Below are 15,338 nucleotides of genomic sequence, written 5' to 3'. Positions count from 1 at the left end.
AGGTACGACAAACTCGCCGTCCGCTACGAAGCCACAGTGCTGATCGCAGCCATCAACGAATGGCTCTGACCAGGCTTTCACAACAGGCCCTAGTAGCCGATTCGGGCCGGAGGCGAGAGGCTCAGGGCCGGCAGGTGAGCGGAGATCCGTCCACGATGTATCGGACCCGGTCGTCGAGCTCGCCGGCGGTCGAACATTCCACGGAGAATTTCCTCGAGCAACGGGCTCGGCGCGATGGTCACGGATGTGAATGGGGCGAGTATCGGAGGCCGGGGCTTCACCTGGCCGGCGCCGGCGCGGTTGATCGGTGTGCGGAGCTCCTTGATGTGTTCACGCGGCAGCTCTTGAACAAGCCTCTTGTCTGTCAGGGTCTTTGATCCGACCGCGTGTCATGCCGCACCGTCTTCCGCGGCGCGCCGTCCCGCTCGATCTTTTCCTCACATCAGATCCACCCGGAGATTCGGAGAGACATGAACGCACGACCGGCACCGGAGTTTCCCCAGTGGCCTCAGTACGACGACGCTGAGCGGGTCGGCCTGATCCGTGCACTGGACCAGGGCCAGTGGTGGCGCATGGGCGGCGACGAGGTGAACTCGTTCGAACGCGAGTTCGCTGAACATCATGGCGCCGCGCACGCGCTGGCGGTCACCAACGGCACGCACGCGCTGGAGCTCGCCCTCCAGTCCATGGGTGCCGGACCGGGCACCGAGGTCATCGTGCCGGCCTTCACCTTCATCTCCTCGTCCCAGGCGGCCCAGCGACTCGGCGCGGTCGCGGTTCCGGTGGACGTCGACCCGGACACCTACTGCATCGACCCGTCCTCGACCGCCGCCGCCGTCACACCGCGAACCAAGGTGATCATGCCTGTGCACATGGCCGGGCTCATGGCCGACATGGACGCGCTGGCGAAGATCTCCGCCGACACGGGCGTCGCGATTCTCCAGGATGCCGCGCACGCGCACGGCGCGCGCTGGCAAGGAAAGCGTGTCGGCGAACTGGGCTCGGTCGCGGCGTTCAGCTTCCAGAACGGCAAGCTGATGACCGCCGGTGAGGGCGGCGCCGTGCTGTTCCCGGAGACGGAGATGTACGAGACGGCGTTCCTGCGGCACACCTGCGGCCGCCCGCGCACCGACCGCCGGTACTTCCACCGGATCGCCGGATCCAACATGCGGCTCAACGAGTTCTCGGCGTCGGTGTTGCGGGCACAACTGCGCCGCCTGGACGGGCAGATAGCGGTGCGGGAAGAACGCTCGGCCCTGCTGTCCCGGCTGCTCGGGGCGATCGACGGTGTCGTTCCCCAGGGCGGTGACGTGCGCGCCGACCGCCACTCGCACTACATGGCGATGTTCCGCATCCCCGGGATCGGGGAAGACAACCGCAACGCCCTGGTCGACAGGCTCGTCGACGCCGGCCTGCCCGCATTCGCGGCGTTCCGCGCGATCTACCGTACCGAAGCCTTCTGGGAGATCGGCGCACCCGACGAGGACCGCGAGGGGATCGCGGAGCGCTGCCCGAACACGGACGCCATCAGCCAGGACTGCGTCTGGCTGCACCACCGGGTCCTGCTCGCCGACGAGCAGCAGATACACGCCACAGCCGAGATCATTGCCGAGACCGTGGCCGGCGTATGAGCGTCAGGGTGGCCGTGGTCGGGCTCGGGTGGGCGGGGCGAGAGCTGTGGCTTCCCCTCCTACGGGAACACGCCGACTTCGAGGTGGTCGCCGTCGTCGACCCGGACCAGGCTTCGCGTGCGGCGTTCGAGGAGGGGACGGACATCACCGTGCACTCCACGGTGGACGCGCTCACCGCCCAGGCGGTCGACCTCGCCGTCGTCGCCGTGCCCAACCACCTGCACGCCGACGTCGCCGCCGCCCTGCTCGCCAGTGGGATCTCGGTCTTCCTCGAGAAACCCGTGTGCCTGACCTCGGACCAGGTAGACACCCTGGCAGCAGCCGAACGCGGTGGGGGGATGCTGATGGCGGGCAGCGCGGCCCGGCACCGCGGTGACGTCCGGGCGTTGGCGCGGATCATGCCGGGCCTGGGCGACATCCGGCATGTCGACCTGGCCTGGGTCCGGGCGCGTGGCGTACCGCAGGCCGGCGGCTGGTTCACCCAGCGCGACAAGGCCGGCGGCGGGGTGCTGGTCGACCTCGGGTGGCACCTGCTCGACGCCCTCGCGTTCCTGCTCGGCCCGGTCCGCTTCCCCCAGGTGATCGGAGTGACGTCGGACGACTTCGTCAACGACCGTGCCTGGCATGCGGCTTGGCGGCAGGACCAGCCCGCCGGCGCCGCCGCCGACGTGGAGGACACCGCACGTGGCTTCCTGGTCCGTGACGACGGGGTCTCCGTGTCGCTGCAGGCCAGTTGGGCATCGCACGAGGCACTGGACCTCTCCCTCATCCGAGTGGAGGGCAGTTCCGGCACCGCGGAGTTGAGGTGCACGTTCGGCTTCAGCCCCAACCGGCAGCCCGAACCCGTACTGACGCTGACCCGCGAGGGCACGAACACCCGGCTCGCGGTGCCGACCGAGCCGGTCGGCTGCGAGTACCGGCGGCAGTTGGACGGTCTCGCCGGAATGCTGGCGGCCCCGGACAACCGTGGCAAAGCCATCGCCGACGCCCGCACGATCGTGCGCATCATCGAGAGCTTCTACGCGTCGGCCCGTTCGGTGCGCGCCCAGCGGGCGGTGCGCGCGTTCCAGTAGATCCGGCGTCCCGGCGGCGGGCGTCGGCCCAACCGAGCCATTGATCTGTGGAGAGGCCCCATGACGACCCCGTTGGTCCGACAATCAGCCACCGCGACCGACACGTCCGCACCGGCCAGGCTCGCCGTCATCTTCGACCTGGACGGGGTCATCGTCGACAGCTTCGCGGTAATGAGCGAGGCCTTCGCCGTCGCCTATGCCGAAGTCGTCGGCGACGGTCCCGCGCCGTTCGAGGAATACCGGCGCCATCTGGGCCGCTACTTCCCGGACATCATGCGGATCATGGGCCTGCCGCTGGAGATGGAGGAGCCGTTCGTCCGCGAGAGCTACCGTCTCGCGAACCAGGTGACGGTCTTCGACGGAGTGGTCGAACTGCTGCTGACACTGCGGGTGCGTGGCCTGCGGCTCGCGATTGCCACCGGCAAGAGCGGGCCGAGGGCGCGCGCACTGCTCGACGGGCTGGGCCTCCTCCCGTTCTTCGAGCATGTGATCGGCTCCGACGAGGTCGCCCGGCCCAAGCCCGCGCCGGACATGGTGCTGCAGGCGCTGAGCCTGCTGGACGTGCCCGCCGAGCAGGCCATCATGGTCGGCGACGCGCCGACCGACCTGGCCAGTGCCCAAGGGGCCGACGTGGCCGCGGCTGCCGCGCTGTGGGCCTCACCCGAGGAGGAGGAGCTGCTTGCCGCAGGACCCGACGTGGTGCTGCGGCGTCCGGCGGACCTCCTCGCCCTGTGTCCGTCGGTGCCCGGCCGCTGAGGCCGCGGCGAGCGGGAAATCGGCGGCGGACCGTGCGTGTACGCGACAGCTCACCGAATGCACTGGACTGTCCGGCGAAGGTTCACTACCTGGGCATCGACATCGGGGGCACCAAGGTGGCCTTCCGGGTCGAGACCGACACCGGGTGCGTCGACGAGACTGCTTTCGCCTGGGCACCGCGGCGCAGTGCCGCCCTGGATCTCGCCCAACTCGCCCGCCACGTGGACGAGTTGCGGGCCAGACTCGGAACGCCCTTCGCGGCGGTGGGCGTCGCGATGCCCGCGACGGTCGGACCGGCGGGCCGGATCACCGCGTGGCCCAGCCGGCCGGAGTGGACCGGGGTCGCCCTGGAGGCGTCGCTGCGTGCGATGTTTCCCGAAGCGGCCGTCGCGTGGGCGGATGACGGCGACCTCGGCGCGCTCGCCGAGGCCCAGGCATCGGACTGCGACGACCTGCTCTACCTCGGGGTGGGCACCGGCATCGGTGGCGGTCTCGTGCTGCGAGGCGTGCCGTGCCCCGGGCTCGGCCGCGGTTCCTTCGAGATCGGGCACGTGATCGTCGAGATGGGCGGAGTCCGGTGCGTATGCGGCCGCCAGGGATGCCTCCAGGCGATCGCCTCCGGACCGGCCACCCTGCGCCGCGCCGCTCTGCTGCGGGGAACGAAGGCCACCTTCGAGGAACTGCGGCAGGCGATGTGCGACGGACACCTGTGGGCCGTCGCCGCGGTCGAACAGACGTGCAGGGCACTAGCCGCAGCGGTGGCGGGCGTCCAGGAACTGGTCCATCCGCGACTCGTGCTGATCGGCGGCGGGTTCGCGACCGGCATCCCCGGGCTCGCCGGGTTGGTGTCCGACCACCTTGCCGAGCTCGCCCGCCCCGGCCAACTCCCGCTGCCGGTACAGCCGGCAGCGTTGGGAGGCCTGTCCTCGTTGCGCGGTGCCGTGTCGCTGGCCCGGTTGATCGCGCCCTGATCAGCCCGTGCTGTCCCTGTTGAACCAGGTACGGGCGTGACACCGGCGAGCGACGCTGGACGGCACGGGGTTCCCGGCCGAGCCCGCCGAGAGCCCCGCCGAGCCGGTCGAACCGCCCTCGCGGGAGCTGGACGCCGACGTCAGCCGGCCGGGTGCGGCGTGGTGATCGGCTCCGCCGCGTACAACTGGTGACGCAGGCCGTCCACCAGCGCCCGGATGCCGTCCGGGCTGCCCGCGGCACCGAAGACGTGATGGTCCGGACGCACCAGCAGAGCCGTCGCCGTGAACCGGGCCAGATACGCTCGGTAGACGTCGTCGGTGTCGACCACACTGATCACGTCGGTCCCGCTGTCGGTCACGTCGGGTACGTGCCCGGAGGGGAGCAGCCGCACCACGCGGGCGCCCAGACCGGTGAGGAAGGAAAGCCGGTCCTCGTCGAGAGAGGCGTGCGGCTCGTCGGTGATCAGCAGCACGAAACCACGGCCCACGACATCGTCGAACAGCCCAGTGCTTCCCTGTCGGCCCACTCGCCCCTGCGGTACGACCTCACCCGCGGGCGGTTCGGTCGCTTCCGCTCCGCAACGCCGGAAAAGCAGCCCGCCCGAGAGCGGCTTCGCCGGCTCCGGCCGCGTCGGCGGCCGGCCCCGTCGGTTGGCCAGCACCGTGGCATCCCGCTCGGCGGCGGCCACCGGGTCCGTCACGCAGATCACCCGTCCCAGCTGGACCGACGTCAGGATCGCCTCTCTTACCTTGGCTCGGCGTTCCTCGGTGTAGGTGTCCAGCAGGGTCTCGGCCGTGAGGCCACGGAGCGTCAGATCCAGCTTCCACGCCAGGTTGACGACGTCCCGGATGCCCGAGCACATGCCCTGACCGGCGAACGGCGGCATGAGATGGGCCGCGTCACCGGCCAGCAGGACATGGCCCACTCGCCACTGGTCGGCCCACCTGGCCTGGAAGATGTATGTGGTGCTGCGCAGCAGGGTCGCCGTGTCGGGGGTGACGCCGAACGGCGCCAGCAGCCGCCAGGCCGTCTCGTCCCTGTTGAGCTCGGCAGTGCTCTCGCCCGGCAGACGCATGAACTCCCAGCGCCTGCGCCCCTGGCCGCTGCCCACCAGGGTCGTGGGCCTGGCCGGATCACAGATCTGCACATTGGTGGGGACGAACTCGCGTGGCCGGCGCAGTTCGACGTCGCAGAGTAGCCACTCGTAGGAGAACCCGAGGTCTGTGACGGAGATACCGAGGTGCTCGCGCACAAAGCTGTTGGCACCGTCGCACCCCACGACCCACCGCGCGGACAGGCTGTGTGTCTCGCCGCCGTCAGTGGTGGCGGCCACCTCCACCCGCTGCTCGCCGTCGACGATCCCCACGACCTCGTGCCCGCGCAGCACCGTGATACCGGGAAGGGCCGCCACCCTGGCCGCGATCAACTCCTCCAGAGTCGGCTGGTGCATCGTGTTGGCGTCCGGCCAGCCGTAGGGACCGGACGTGGTGAACGCGATGTCCAACAGCGCCGCGCCGGCGGCGGTCTGCCACTGGTAACCGTTGGCCGGCTCGGTGATCCGGCCCAGATCAGGGCCGATCCCGGTGGCGGCCAGGAGCCGGGCGGTCTCCCCGTCGAAACTGGTCGCACGCGGAAGCCGGTAGGGCCGGGCACGCCGTTCGAGTACGGTCACCCGCCAGCCGCGCTGGGCGAGCAGTACCGACAGCGTGGCACCGATCGGGCCGTTGCCCACAATGACGACGTCCGCGTCCGTCGGGTTCGCATACGTATCGTGCAGTCGCATAGTTGGCATCGTGACCCTACTCGCGTGCTGCCGCCGGATCAGTGGGCACTTCGAAAACCGGCGTTGACGAAATCCTCGCAGGTACGTGGGTTCGCAGGGCAGAGTTCCGTCAACTGGAGATCGGTGGAACAGTATTCCGCCGCCCAAAAGGTGTCAAGGGTCGGAAAACTTATCAGGTTGAGGGATGTTCGGCCTGTCATTCCTGTACTAGCCTGCCGAATTCGGCCCTTGTGCGGGACCACGAAGCCCGCCTTCGATCGTCGGTCGACTTCTCTGAACGGCAGCGCGCCTGAGGGGCACGAATCTGCCACCGGACCCGGGCGGGCAGTTCGGGAAAGCCGGAGCCCTGCGAGCAATTGCGGAAAGAGAGGACGCGCGCCGGCGATCTCATCGCCACGGAAATGCCCGGCGCACCCGCTACCGCCGGATACCGATCGGGTGGTTTCGCGGCTCGGCGGATACGGCAGCCGCAACCGCGGATCCTGGAAATCGTCACCGCGACGCTCGACGAGATGCTCGGCGCGGCACCGATCCGGTAGGGGACTTCGCCCTGCCGGTTCCGTTCCCGGTGATCCGAGAACCGCTCGGGGTCGCCTGCGACGACGAGGCGGTCGGCATGGCGGACCTGCTGCCGCCGGCGGGTACGGGACGATCACGAGCATGCTCGTCCCTGTCGGGGACCAACGGGGAATCGCGCCACTGCGACAAGCCCACCGTGTTCGACGTGAGCCGTCCCCGGCAGGCACATCACGCCCCTCGGGCGCGGTTCCCACCAGTGCCCCGGCCGGCCGGCGGCCGACCCGGGTGGAGACGCCCTCTGGTGCTCCTGACTGCCGCGACGGCCGCCGGGGCCGCGCCCCGTGGTCCCGGCCGACGAAGTTCCGCCGTGCGACAAGACGGCCGTTAACCGTATGCGCAGCTTGCCCGTGACCTGGGAGGCCATCGCGTAGGTGACCCTCGGTCCGACGGGCGCGTCTCGTTCTCGGGGAGCGGACCGGTTCACTGGCCGCTGCGCAACTATCAGTCCTGGGGATGGCGCCTCGTGAGCGGCCTCGACAGCATGGATGTGCCAGAGGCTGGTGGTCGGGTGAACGGTGAGGTATGCCTTGAGTGTCGTGCTTCTCTTGAATGGTCCGAACCTGAGCGTTCTCGGTCAACGTGAGCCGGAGATATACGGTACTGACACACTGGCCGACATCGAAAAGGCGGTCGCCGACGAGGTGAGTGTCCGGCGGTGGAACGTCGTCTCAATCCAGAGTGATGCCGAGGGAGACCTGGTTGGTGCGATCCATAAGCACCGCGGCACCACTGTCGGCGCGATTGTCAATCCCGGCGCTCTGATGATCGCCGGATGGAGTCTGCGCGATGCGTTGGCAAGCTATTCGCCCCCTTGGGTCGAGGTGCACCTCAGCAACGTGTGGGCCCGCGAACAATTCCGGCATGAGTCGGTCATCGCCCCTCTGGCGAGCGGTGTGGTGGTCGGCCTCGGAGCCTTCGGCTATCGCCTGGCGGCCCGGGCGTTGTTGCATTTGTGTGCCGAAGACGCCACGTAGCCTGAGTTGTTGCGCAGCACAGGCGAAAGGTAGGACCCCTGACTGAGGTTGTTCGCCGGTGGGTACATAGATCGCATGGCAACGCAGAAGTCGGAACGCATCGGTGCCGTGGCTCAGCGGTACAGGGGACCATCGACAATTGGCCGCACGGTGTGAGCAATGTCACTTTCCGCGAGGACGCCTGCCCGATCCGGACTGGTCCGGGCCTCCGTAGTGCGGCGATCAGCCTGCCGAGCGCCACCACCTTCACCACTATGTGCCGAAGGCTCCGGTACATGTCCTACGACGCATTCACCCCCCCCCGCAATCGTCGTTAGGTGAACCAAACATGCGATTTCCTCAAAATTTCCCTGGGTTCTTCGACGATCTGATACAAGGGTCGGGTGAGACTGCTTGGTTCCTTCGGCGTTCCGCTTCGTCATGGTTCGACGGACGACTGGACCTGGGACTGCAGTACGCCGTCGCGGCAACTGCAGTGAGATGTCAAGAGGCCTACGAATTCTGCCAGCTGGCTCAATTTTGGTACGTCGAGTTACTCATCAAGGCGAGGGAACTTGAGGCAGGGCGGTTGGTGCTCGATACCACCCAGGTACGAAGGGGTGAACCGGAGTCGCAGCGGATGGCCGCCATGTCGCACGCCGTCCGGGGTGAGTTGCTCTTCGCCATGGGCAATATTGACGACGCTATTGCCGAGATCGACGTGGGGCTACGGATTGCCGAGCGGTGCGGTGTCAGGTCCATGCGGCCCCCCAGTTATGTCGTGATGGCGCTCGGCGCACTCCGCCGGGCGGATATGAGAGCCTGTTTCCATTTCGTGGACAAACTGGCAGACGAAGCCTTACTCGGCTACGGGCAGGCGGCCGGGGCCTGGGTGACTGCTCAAGCCATGGAGGCTCGAAGCGGGGTGACGAGCGCGGCGAGTCTCATCGCCGGGATTATCACGAACCCCCACGTGCTCCGCCAGCTTCTCGTGTCAGAGCCGGCGGCGGCCTCATGGCTGGTCCGCGCCTCCAGCAAGCTGGGCGCCCACGACCTGGCGAAGATGTCGGTGGCGGCGGCCTCCGACACTTCGGTCAAGCACCCGAAGTTCAGCGTGATACAAGGATCGGCGCTGCATGCCGCTGGACTGTTGGAGAGGGACTCCGGCAAATTGCACGAAGCGGCCAGCATCTATCCCGATCGGTGGTGTGCGGCATCTGCGCGGGAAGACATGGCTAGCTTGCTGGCCAAGCGAAAACCCGAAAGAGACAAGACAATACGCATCTTCGAATCGGTTCTGGAAACATACAACGAGGTCGGTGCGACGCGAGATGCTTCTCGCGTTGTGAACAAGCTCCGAGAATTCGGGGTGCGACGTGGTGCGATCCGTACCGTGGAACGTGAAGGCCCTTTACTGCACGGACTCACCGACGCGGAGTTTGCGATCGCCGAGCTCGTGAGCCAGGGGCACACCAACAACGAGGTCGGCAGGCAGCTGTTCATCTCCCAACACACTGTGGCCTTCCATCTGAAAAAGGTGTATCAGAAAATGAATGTCGCCTCGCGTGTTGAATTGGCCGCCACCTGGAAAGGAAAAGCGTCAAATTTATTTGCGAACGAACGGAAATCCGGAATACTTTAGCCTCGATCCACCGGCTCGACGCTTGTGGATAACTCTGAGGGAAACGAGGAAGTGCCCTGGGACCTGCGACGATGGGAGTTCTTCATGCTTCCAGCACGCACAATCAGCAAGGCACTTCCGATATGCAAGTTTCCCATACGGCGGCGGCGGTCTCCGCCGCGTCCGATGACCCGAATCTGATCGCGTATGCCGGGCTGGTCCCGGTGATGCGGCTGGCCGAACGGTGCGGTCTTTCGCGGCTGGTGGTGTGCCGCTCGAAAATACGATTTGGTGCCGTGAGCTGTGGCGATGCCGTTCGGTCAGGCAGCTTGGTGGCACTCGTTGATCAGGCCGCCGATGATGGGATGTCGTCGGATTCGGTGGGCTTGGAGGTCGGTGGCGGTGACTGGGGTGGGCTGAGCAGGACTTCCACCTCGTCGGCCTCGAAGGCCGCGTCGAAGGAGCGGGTGTACTTGGTGTCCCGGTCCCGGATGAGGAGGCGCAGCGAGTCCATGCGGCACTCCGTCATGGCGAGATTCCTTGCCTGCTGGGCAGTCCACTGGGCGGTGGGGTGGGCGGTGACGCCGGCGAGGTGGAGGCGTCGAGTGCCGTGTTCGATGAAGACCAGGGCGTAGAGGCGCTTGAGTGAGACGGTGCCGGGGTGGAGGAAGTCGACGGCGATGATGCCGTGGGCCTGGGCGGTGAGGAACTGGCGCGAGGTCGGCCCTGAGCGTTGCGGGGCGGGATGGATGCCGGCGGCGTGCGGGATTTCCCACACGGTGGAGGGGCCGATCGGGTGGCCGAGGCGGGCGAGTTCGCCCTGTATCTGGCGGTGGCCCCACGTGCGGTTCTCCCGGGCCAGGCGCAGGATGAGTTGTTTGACGCTGGGTGCGGTGGAAGGTCTGCCGGGACGGTTCCTCTGTGCGAATGTCCACTTTCGGACGATGAGTTGACGATGCCGGCACAGCAGGGTGGTGGGGGTGACCGCGAAGGCCTGGCGCCAGCGGTCGCGAGGGATCAGCCGGGAGAGGGCGGCTAGGGCGTGTCTGATAAATAGCGCCGTCCGCCCGGAGGGCGGGGCTCACGGCGTCTGGTGCGTGCGATCGCAAGGCGGAGGGTCGTCCTCGTAGCGGAGCTACGTGGACGGGCCCGACAACGCAGCGAGCGCGCGTGCCAGACGCCGTGAGCCAGGAGGGATTTGTCAGACACGCCCTAGCGCCCCTCCCGGCAACGTTTGCCCCGTCGCGGCGTCCAGCACGCGCGCTCGCGGCGTTGGCCAAAAGCCCAGGTAGCTCCGCTACAAGGGCTTCCGGCCGCCTTGTGATCACACGCACTGGACGCCGCTTCTTGACGCGCAAACGTTTCCGGTCGCAGGACACTGGAGCCTGTCTCCTCGATCACACGCCGGGTTCTCAAACTTACCCAAGCACGGTTGCTGTAGGTGGCATCAGGGTGCGGAGCGGCCCATTGAATTGAAAAGCTGTAGTTCCTCCTCTGCCAGTCGGAGTGCGCCCGCTGCCACGTTGTCAAGGAGGTGGTCTGGGTTGCCCGTTCCGGGGATGGCCAGCACGTGGGCGCCCTGCTGCAGGGTCCACGCGAGCCGTACCTGTGCCGGTGAGACCCCGTGATCGCGGGCGACAGCGAGGACCGTGTCGTGCTCGGCCCGGACGGCGCCGGCCTCGCGCCCTTCTCCGGCGATGGAGAAGAAGGGCACGAACGCTATGCCGCGTGCCGCGCACGCACGGAGCATCACCTCCCCGTTGGGCGCGTCGAGACCGAATCGGTTTTGAACGCACACCACTGGTGCGATCGCCTGGGCCTGTGCCAGGTGCTCCAGGCGGGCGCCGGGGTACCGAGGTGGCGGACGAGTGCGGCCTCGCGCAGCTCGGCGAGGGCCCCGAAGTGCTCGCTGATGGAGTCCTGCCCCATGACGCGCAGGTTCACCACGTCGAGGTGGTCGCGGCCGAGTTGGCGCAAGTTCTCCTCGACCTGGCCGCGCAGTTGGTCGGGCCGCGCCGGATCGGCCCATCCGCCGGAGGCGTCCCGGGCCGGGCCGACCTTGGTGGCGATGACGAGGTCGTCCGCATAAGGCGCCAGCGCCGAGTTGATCAGCTCATTGGCGGAACGCAGCCGGGAGAAGTAGAACGCCGCGGTGTCGATGTGGTTGACGTCGAGATCGACCGCGCGGCGCAATACGGCGATTGCCGGGTCGGAATGCCCGAGACGACGGTCCGCGACCGGCTGGCAGGGGTCTGGCCTGCCGGGCCTCTGCGGCAGGCTGAGGTCGTCCGGCAACTGGATGCCCTGCTGCGCGCCCTCGGCGTCCCGGACACCGCGACCTATCTCTGGCATGGTCCGGTCCAGAAGGCACTCAGCCGCCAGTGGTGGCGCGCTCCTCGGCGTCGGCGTTGGCCGCGCTGAGCTTGTGTTTTATGGTCTGGTCACGTTCGGTGTCGTCTCGGGTCTTTTGGCGGTTTTGCCCACGTCGTAGCGGGTGGCGGGCCGCCGGTTCTTGGAACCGAGGGGTCTGCCGGGGCCTGGCCGTGTGGGTTTGGGTGCACGTGCGGGGCAGGACAGAGGCTGTCGCGTAACTGCTGTCCGGTAGTGGTCAAGAGCTTCTTCTGGCCTTGTGGTCGAAGAGTTTGCTGAGGTTGTGGACCGCCCCGAGGAGTTTGATCTCGGTGTCCACGCCGTCGTGTCCGCGGTAGTTGAGCCGGCGTCCAAAACGTTGGAAGAGCTGGGCGAATCCGGGCTCCACCAGGGCACTTCGTTGTCGGTACTGCTGCCGGCCCAGAGGTGTGGCGAGGCGGGCTGCCATCTCGTGTTGGCCGCCGCGAGGGCCTTCGCGTTTCGCTTCGAAGCCTGCCTGGTGGGCCTCACTGGTCACCGAGACCAGGAGTGGGAGATCAGCGAGGGCCTCGAATGCCGAGGTAGAGGCGTATCCGCTGTCGGCGAGCCAGAGCAGGATGGGATGCTCTATCCCGGCGGCAAGGCGGTTGACCTGTGTCTTGTTCACCATGGGGACGAGGGCTGTCATGTCGGACGGGTTGTCCTGAACCTCGATCGCCAGGAGGAGCTGGCGGCGGGCACAAGCTATCTGGATGTTGTAGCCCTGAAGTTGCCCCGGTGTGGCAGACACCGATGGAGCCGGATCTCCCCAGCCGAGGGAAGAGCCCGCTCGAACAGCCTCTGTCTGGCCACGACTGCCCGGTTGCGCCGGTCGAGTAACCGCGAAAGCCGTGGCCACTCATTCGGCGCCACGTCGCTGTCCGCGTCTGGTTCCCCGTAGCGCCTCACAGGACCTGGTGAGTTCCAGTGAGGCGTCCACCATCGAGTCGATCTCGGCTTCGCATTCCGAGATGACGCTCTCAAGCCGCTGCAGGCGCTGGTTGGAGTCGCGTGAGGCGTTTGCCTCCATGGGAGAGCCGTCTACCGCAACAGCCGCCAGGTTCACCAGACCCTGTTGGCGACCGCACACCGTCAGGACCTGCACAAACAGTAGCTTCAAAGCCGCCCGATGACGTCTGATGAACCGAGCGAGCGTGGAATGGTCGACTCTTCGGTTCGCGGTAATGATCCGGCAGCCCACGTCATCGAAGCACGCCTGCTCAATCTTGCGAGAAGACCGGATTCCCTTGCTGTAGCAGTACAGAAGCAACGCGATCAGAGTCTGTGGAGGATGGGCCGCCCGCCCCTGACGGTCATCGCGGTAGCTGTGCACGAACGCCGTCAGATCAAGTTGATCAACAACGTCGAGCACCTTCCAGCACAGGTGGTCGGGCGGCAGACACTCCCGCACGTCCTGCGGCATCTCAAGAACACGGTCACGGTCGCACGGGAGAAAGTTCCGCCCCACAGAGCAAGACTCCGAGGCGGCGCAGAAGACCGGAACCGAACGTCGACTCGTACTTGACGGCCAGCGAGCAGCAGTTACGCGACAGCCTCGACAAGGCCGGGCGGAGGTTCCTGAATCCTCTGCGGACCAGGGCCGGGGTGAGCCGGCCGCGCTGGGCGGGCCGTTCCCAGGGGCGGGCGGAGGTCCTCGGCGATCGGGCGGCCGAGCCGCAGTTGGGTGTGGGCGTCCCGCCGATCATGGTTGGTAGCCTCCCGGGATGACTGCGGCCTTCGACGAAGCCGTCCGCGCCCGGCAGCAAGCCCCCAACGTCTGGTATGTCGGCACCGTGTTCGCCGACGGAGCGCCGCAGGTCAGCCCGATGTGGGTGGATCTGGAGGGAGAGGGTGAGCTGACGTTCAACACCTCGGTGGGCCGGGTGAAGGAGGAAAACCTGCGCCGCGACCCCCGCGTCTATCTCTCGCACGCGGACGCCGCCAATCCCTTCGACCGAGTGCAGATCAGTGGCGAGGTGGCCCGCTTTGTCGACGGCCAGGAGGCGCATGACCGAATGGACCGGCTGGCCCGGAAGTACCTGGGCAGTTCACGGTTCGAGTGGATCATGCCGGGGGGTGCCCCTATGGGGTTCGTCAAGGATATTGGGCTGCGTTGTGATGGGACCTGGGGGAGCATGGCGTGATGCCTGACCTGTTGTGGGATGACGTCAAGAGCCTCTTCGACCCGGAACTGATGGGGTCGCTGCCGGACGTGTTTGTTCCCGGGACCTCGGTGAAGGACTGGCAGGCGGTTCTCGACCTCGTGGGCGCGAGTGACTGGGAGTACCAGTACTCGGAAGGCGAGACGTTGCTCCCGATGCCTCGGGCAGAGGCCGTGTTTTCCCGCCCGGCTGACGCTGAGTGCCCGGAGTTGCGAGTCTGGCCGACTGCCGAGGTGCTGGCGATCTTCCGCTTCTATTCGGTGGAGGAGGTCGACTTCGATGTTGACCTGCGGGAACTCCAGGGCCAGGAGCGACTCGACATGTTCCGTCGCTTCCTGAGGGAGATCGGGCAGCGGTTGGGGAAGAGGGTGCTGATGTATTCCGAGGGTGGTGACCACCGTTGTCCGGTGCTCGGGTTCGATGCTGGGACCGATCAGATGGTGCTTTTGGCGAAGCAGTTGGTCACGTAGCGGCTGCGGGTCGCGATTCGTAGAGGGTGCCGTCGCGGAGCATGGCGAACAGGACATCGATGCGGCGTCGGGCGAGGCAGAGGAGCGCCTGGGTGTGGGTCTTGCCTTGGGCGCGTTTGCGGTCGTAGTAGGTGCGGGAGGCCGGGTCGGCGAGGGAGGCGAACGCGGCGAGGAAGAAGGCCCGTTTGAGCTGCTTGTTTCCGCGGCGGGAGGGTTGTTCGCCGCGGATGGAGGAGCCGGAGATGCGAGAGGCCGGGGCAAGGCCGGCGTAGGCGGCGAGGTGGCCGGAGGTGGCGAAGGTGCTGGCGTCGCCGACGTCGATGAGGATGCGGGTGCCGGTCCTGACGCCTATCCCCGGCATCGACGTCAGGAGCTTGGAAAGAGGGTGGGCCTCCAGCAAGGCGGCTATCTGCCGTTCCAGGGTGGCGCGTTGGGACAGGTGCGCGCGTAGTTGGGCGGCGAGGCTGGGCACGACGGTGGTGGCCGCTCCGGTGCCCGCGACGATCACAGTCTGCTCGTCGAGGGCGGTGAAGATGTCCTCGACCAGGCGCTCGGCCATCCGGGGTGCCTCGGGCCGGATCAGGGTGATCAGGCGGCGGCGGCCGGCTTTGCGGATCAGTGCCGGGGAGCCGTAGCGCTCCAGGATGGTGAGTACGGCGGGGTGCTGGATGCGCGGTCCCAGGACGCGTTCCAGCGAGGGGTGGATCTGGGTGAGCAGGCCGCGCAGCCGGTTGGCGGTGCGGGTGACTTCACCGGCGAGGTCGTCGTCGAATCCGGCGAGCATGTCCAGCTCGGCGACGGTTTCGTCGGTGGCGGCCAGAGCGCGCAGGGTGTGGGGCATGGTGGGGGTGGCGTCGGCGATGATGAACGCGTCACGGGCGTCGGTCTTGGCCTCGCCGGGGTAAAGGTCGGCGATGCGGCGCATGGTCAGGCGGGCAGGTAGGCGACCA

Annotated in this window: 11 protein-coding genes and 4 pseudogenes; 8 read left to right on the top strand and 7 right to left on the bottom strand. The window is 67.4% G+C overall.

Annotated elements, in window-relative coordinates; genetic code table 11:
- Positions 1 to 470: 470 nt before the first annotated feature.
- From rifK to ACIRQP_RS41010, 4 genes are read left to right on the top strand one after another with little or no spacing between them, the layout of a single operon-like run.
- Positions 471 to 1,631, top strand: a complete 1,161-nt coding sequence (gene rifK / locus ACIRQP_RS41025) for a 3-amino-5-hydroxybenzoate synthase (RefSeq protein ID WP_403900384.1) — start codon at positions 471 to 473, stop codon at positions 1,629 to 1,631.
- The gene (locus tag ACIRQP_RS41020) at positions 1,628 to 2,704 is read left to right on the top strand and encodes a Gfo/Idh/MocA family protein (protein ID WP_403900382.1); all 1,077 of its coding nucleotides are present in this window, start codon (positions 1,628 to 1,630) and stop codon (positions 2,702 to 2,704) included. The genes rifK and ACIRQP_RS41020 overlap by 4 nt, the downstream gene beginning before the upstream one ends.
- Positions 2,705 to 2,764: 60 nt before the next feature.
- The gene (locus tag ACIRQP_RS41015; RefSeq protein WP_403900380.1) at positions 2,765 to 3,460 is read left to right on the top strand and encodes an HAD-IA family hydrolase; all 696 of its coding nucleotides are present in this window, start codon (positions 2,765 to 2,767) and stop codon (positions 3,458 to 3,460) included.
- 32 nt (positions 3,461 to 3,492) lie between these two features.
- Positions 3,493 to 4,431, top strand: a complete 939-nt coding sequence (locus ACIRQP_RS41010; RefSeq protein ID WP_403900378.1) for an ROK family protein — start codon at positions 3,493 to 3,495, stop codon at positions 4,429 to 4,431.
- A 140-nt stretch (positions 4,432 to 4,571) separates the two neighbouring features.
- Here the strand turns inward: ACIRQP_RS41010 and ACIRQP_RS41005 are convergent, their stop codons facing one another.
- Positions 4,572 to 6,215 (bottom strand): bifunctional 3-(3-hydroxy-phenyl)propionate/3-hydroxycinnamic acid hydroxylase, encoded by a 1,644-nt coding sequence (locus ACIRQP_RS41005; RefSeq protein ID WP_403900376.1) that lies wholly within the window; start codon positions 6,213 to 6,215, stop codon positions 4,572 to 4,574.
- A gap of 1,106 nt (positions 6,216 to 7,321) precedes the next feature.
- On the opposite strand from ACIRQP_RS41005, the gene ACIRQP_RS41000 reads away from it, so the two are divergent.
- A complete protein-coding gene (locus tag ACIRQP_RS41000) occupies positions 7,322 to 7,768 on the top strand; it encodes a type II 3-dehydroquinate dehydratase (RefSeq protein WP_403900374.1) in 447 nt (148 codons plus the stop codon).
- A gap of 328 nt (positions 7,769 to 8,096) precedes the next feature.
- The gene (locus ACIRQP_RS40995) at positions 8,097 to 9,389 is read left to right on the top strand and encodes a LuxR C-terminal-related transcriptional regulator (protein ID WP_403900372.1); all 1,293 of its coding nucleotides are present in this window, start codon (positions 8,097 to 8,099) and stop codon (positions 9,387 to 9,389) included.
- A gap of 379 nt (positions 9,390 to 9,768) precedes the next feature.
- On the opposite strand, the pseudogene ACIRQP_RS40990 reads toward ACIRQP_RS40995, so the two are convergent.
- The 5 genes and pseudogenes from ACIRQP_RS40990 to ACIRQP_RS40970 form a co-directional block, all read right to left on the bottom strand.
- A pseudogene (locus tag ACIRQP_RS40990) lies at positions 9,769 to 10,419 on the bottom strand (helix-turn-helix domain-containing protein); the annotation flags it as partial.
- Positions 10,420 to 10,815: 396 nt separating this feature from the next.
- Positions 10,816 to 11,720, bottom strand: a pseudogene (locus tag ACIRQP_RS40985) (aldo/keto reductase).
- A 78-nt stretch (positions 11,721 to 11,798) separates the two neighbouring features.
- Positions 11,799 to 11,954, bottom strand: a pseudogene (locus tag ACIRQP_RS40980) (transposase); the annotation flags it as partial.
- A gap of 22 nt (positions 11,955 to 11,976) precedes the next feature.
- Positions 11,977 to 12,507, bottom strand: a complete 531-nt coding sequence (locus ACIRQP_RS40975) for a transposase (protein WP_403900370.1) — start codon at positions 12,505 to 12,507, stop codon at positions 11,977 to 11,979.
- Between the two features lie 108 nt (positions 12,508 to 12,615).
- Positions 12,616 to 13,179, bottom strand: a complete 564-nt coding sequence (locus ACIRQP_RS40970; RefSeq protein ID WP_403900368.1) for a transposase — start codon at positions 13,177 to 13,179, stop codon at positions 12,616 to 12,618.
- Positions 13,180 to 13,480: 301 nt separating this feature from the next.
- On the opposite strand from ACIRQP_RS40970, the gene ACIRQP_RS40965 reads away from it, so the two are divergent.
- Together ACIRQP_RS40965 and ACIRQP_RS40960 are read left to right on the top strand one after the other, a co-directional pair.
- The gene (locus ACIRQP_RS40965; protein WP_403900366.1) at positions 13,481 to 13,900 is read left to right on the top strand and encodes a pyridoxamine 5'-phosphate oxidase family protein; all 420 of its coding nucleotides are present in this window, start codon (positions 13,481 to 13,483) and stop codon (positions 13,898 to 13,900) included.
- Positions 13,900 to 14,388 carry a hypothetical protein gene (locus ACIRQP_RS40960; protein ID WP_403900364.1) on the top strand — a complete coding sequence of 163 codons (489 nt, stop codon included), beginning with the start codon at positions 13,900 to 13,902 and terminating at the stop codon, positions 14,386 to 14,388. The genes ACIRQP_RS40965 and ACIRQP_RS40960 overlap by 1 nt, the downstream gene beginning before the upstream one ends.
- Here ACIRQP_RS40960 and ACIRQP_RS40955 read toward each other — a convergent pair.
- Positions 14,381 to 15,338 (bottom strand): annotated as a pseudogene (locus ACIRQP_RS40955) (IS110 family transposase); the annotation flags it as partial. The gene ACIRQP_RS40960 and the pseudogene ACIRQP_RS40955 sit on opposite strands and share 8 nt — an antisense overlap.

It is taken from the genome of Streptomyces sp. NPDC102274 (assembly GCF_044766385.1).
Lineage (GTDB): Bacteria > Actinomycetota > Actinomycetes > Streptomycetales > Streptomycetaceae > Streptomyces.
This window is presented reverse-complemented; position numbering and strand designations above follow the sequence as displayed.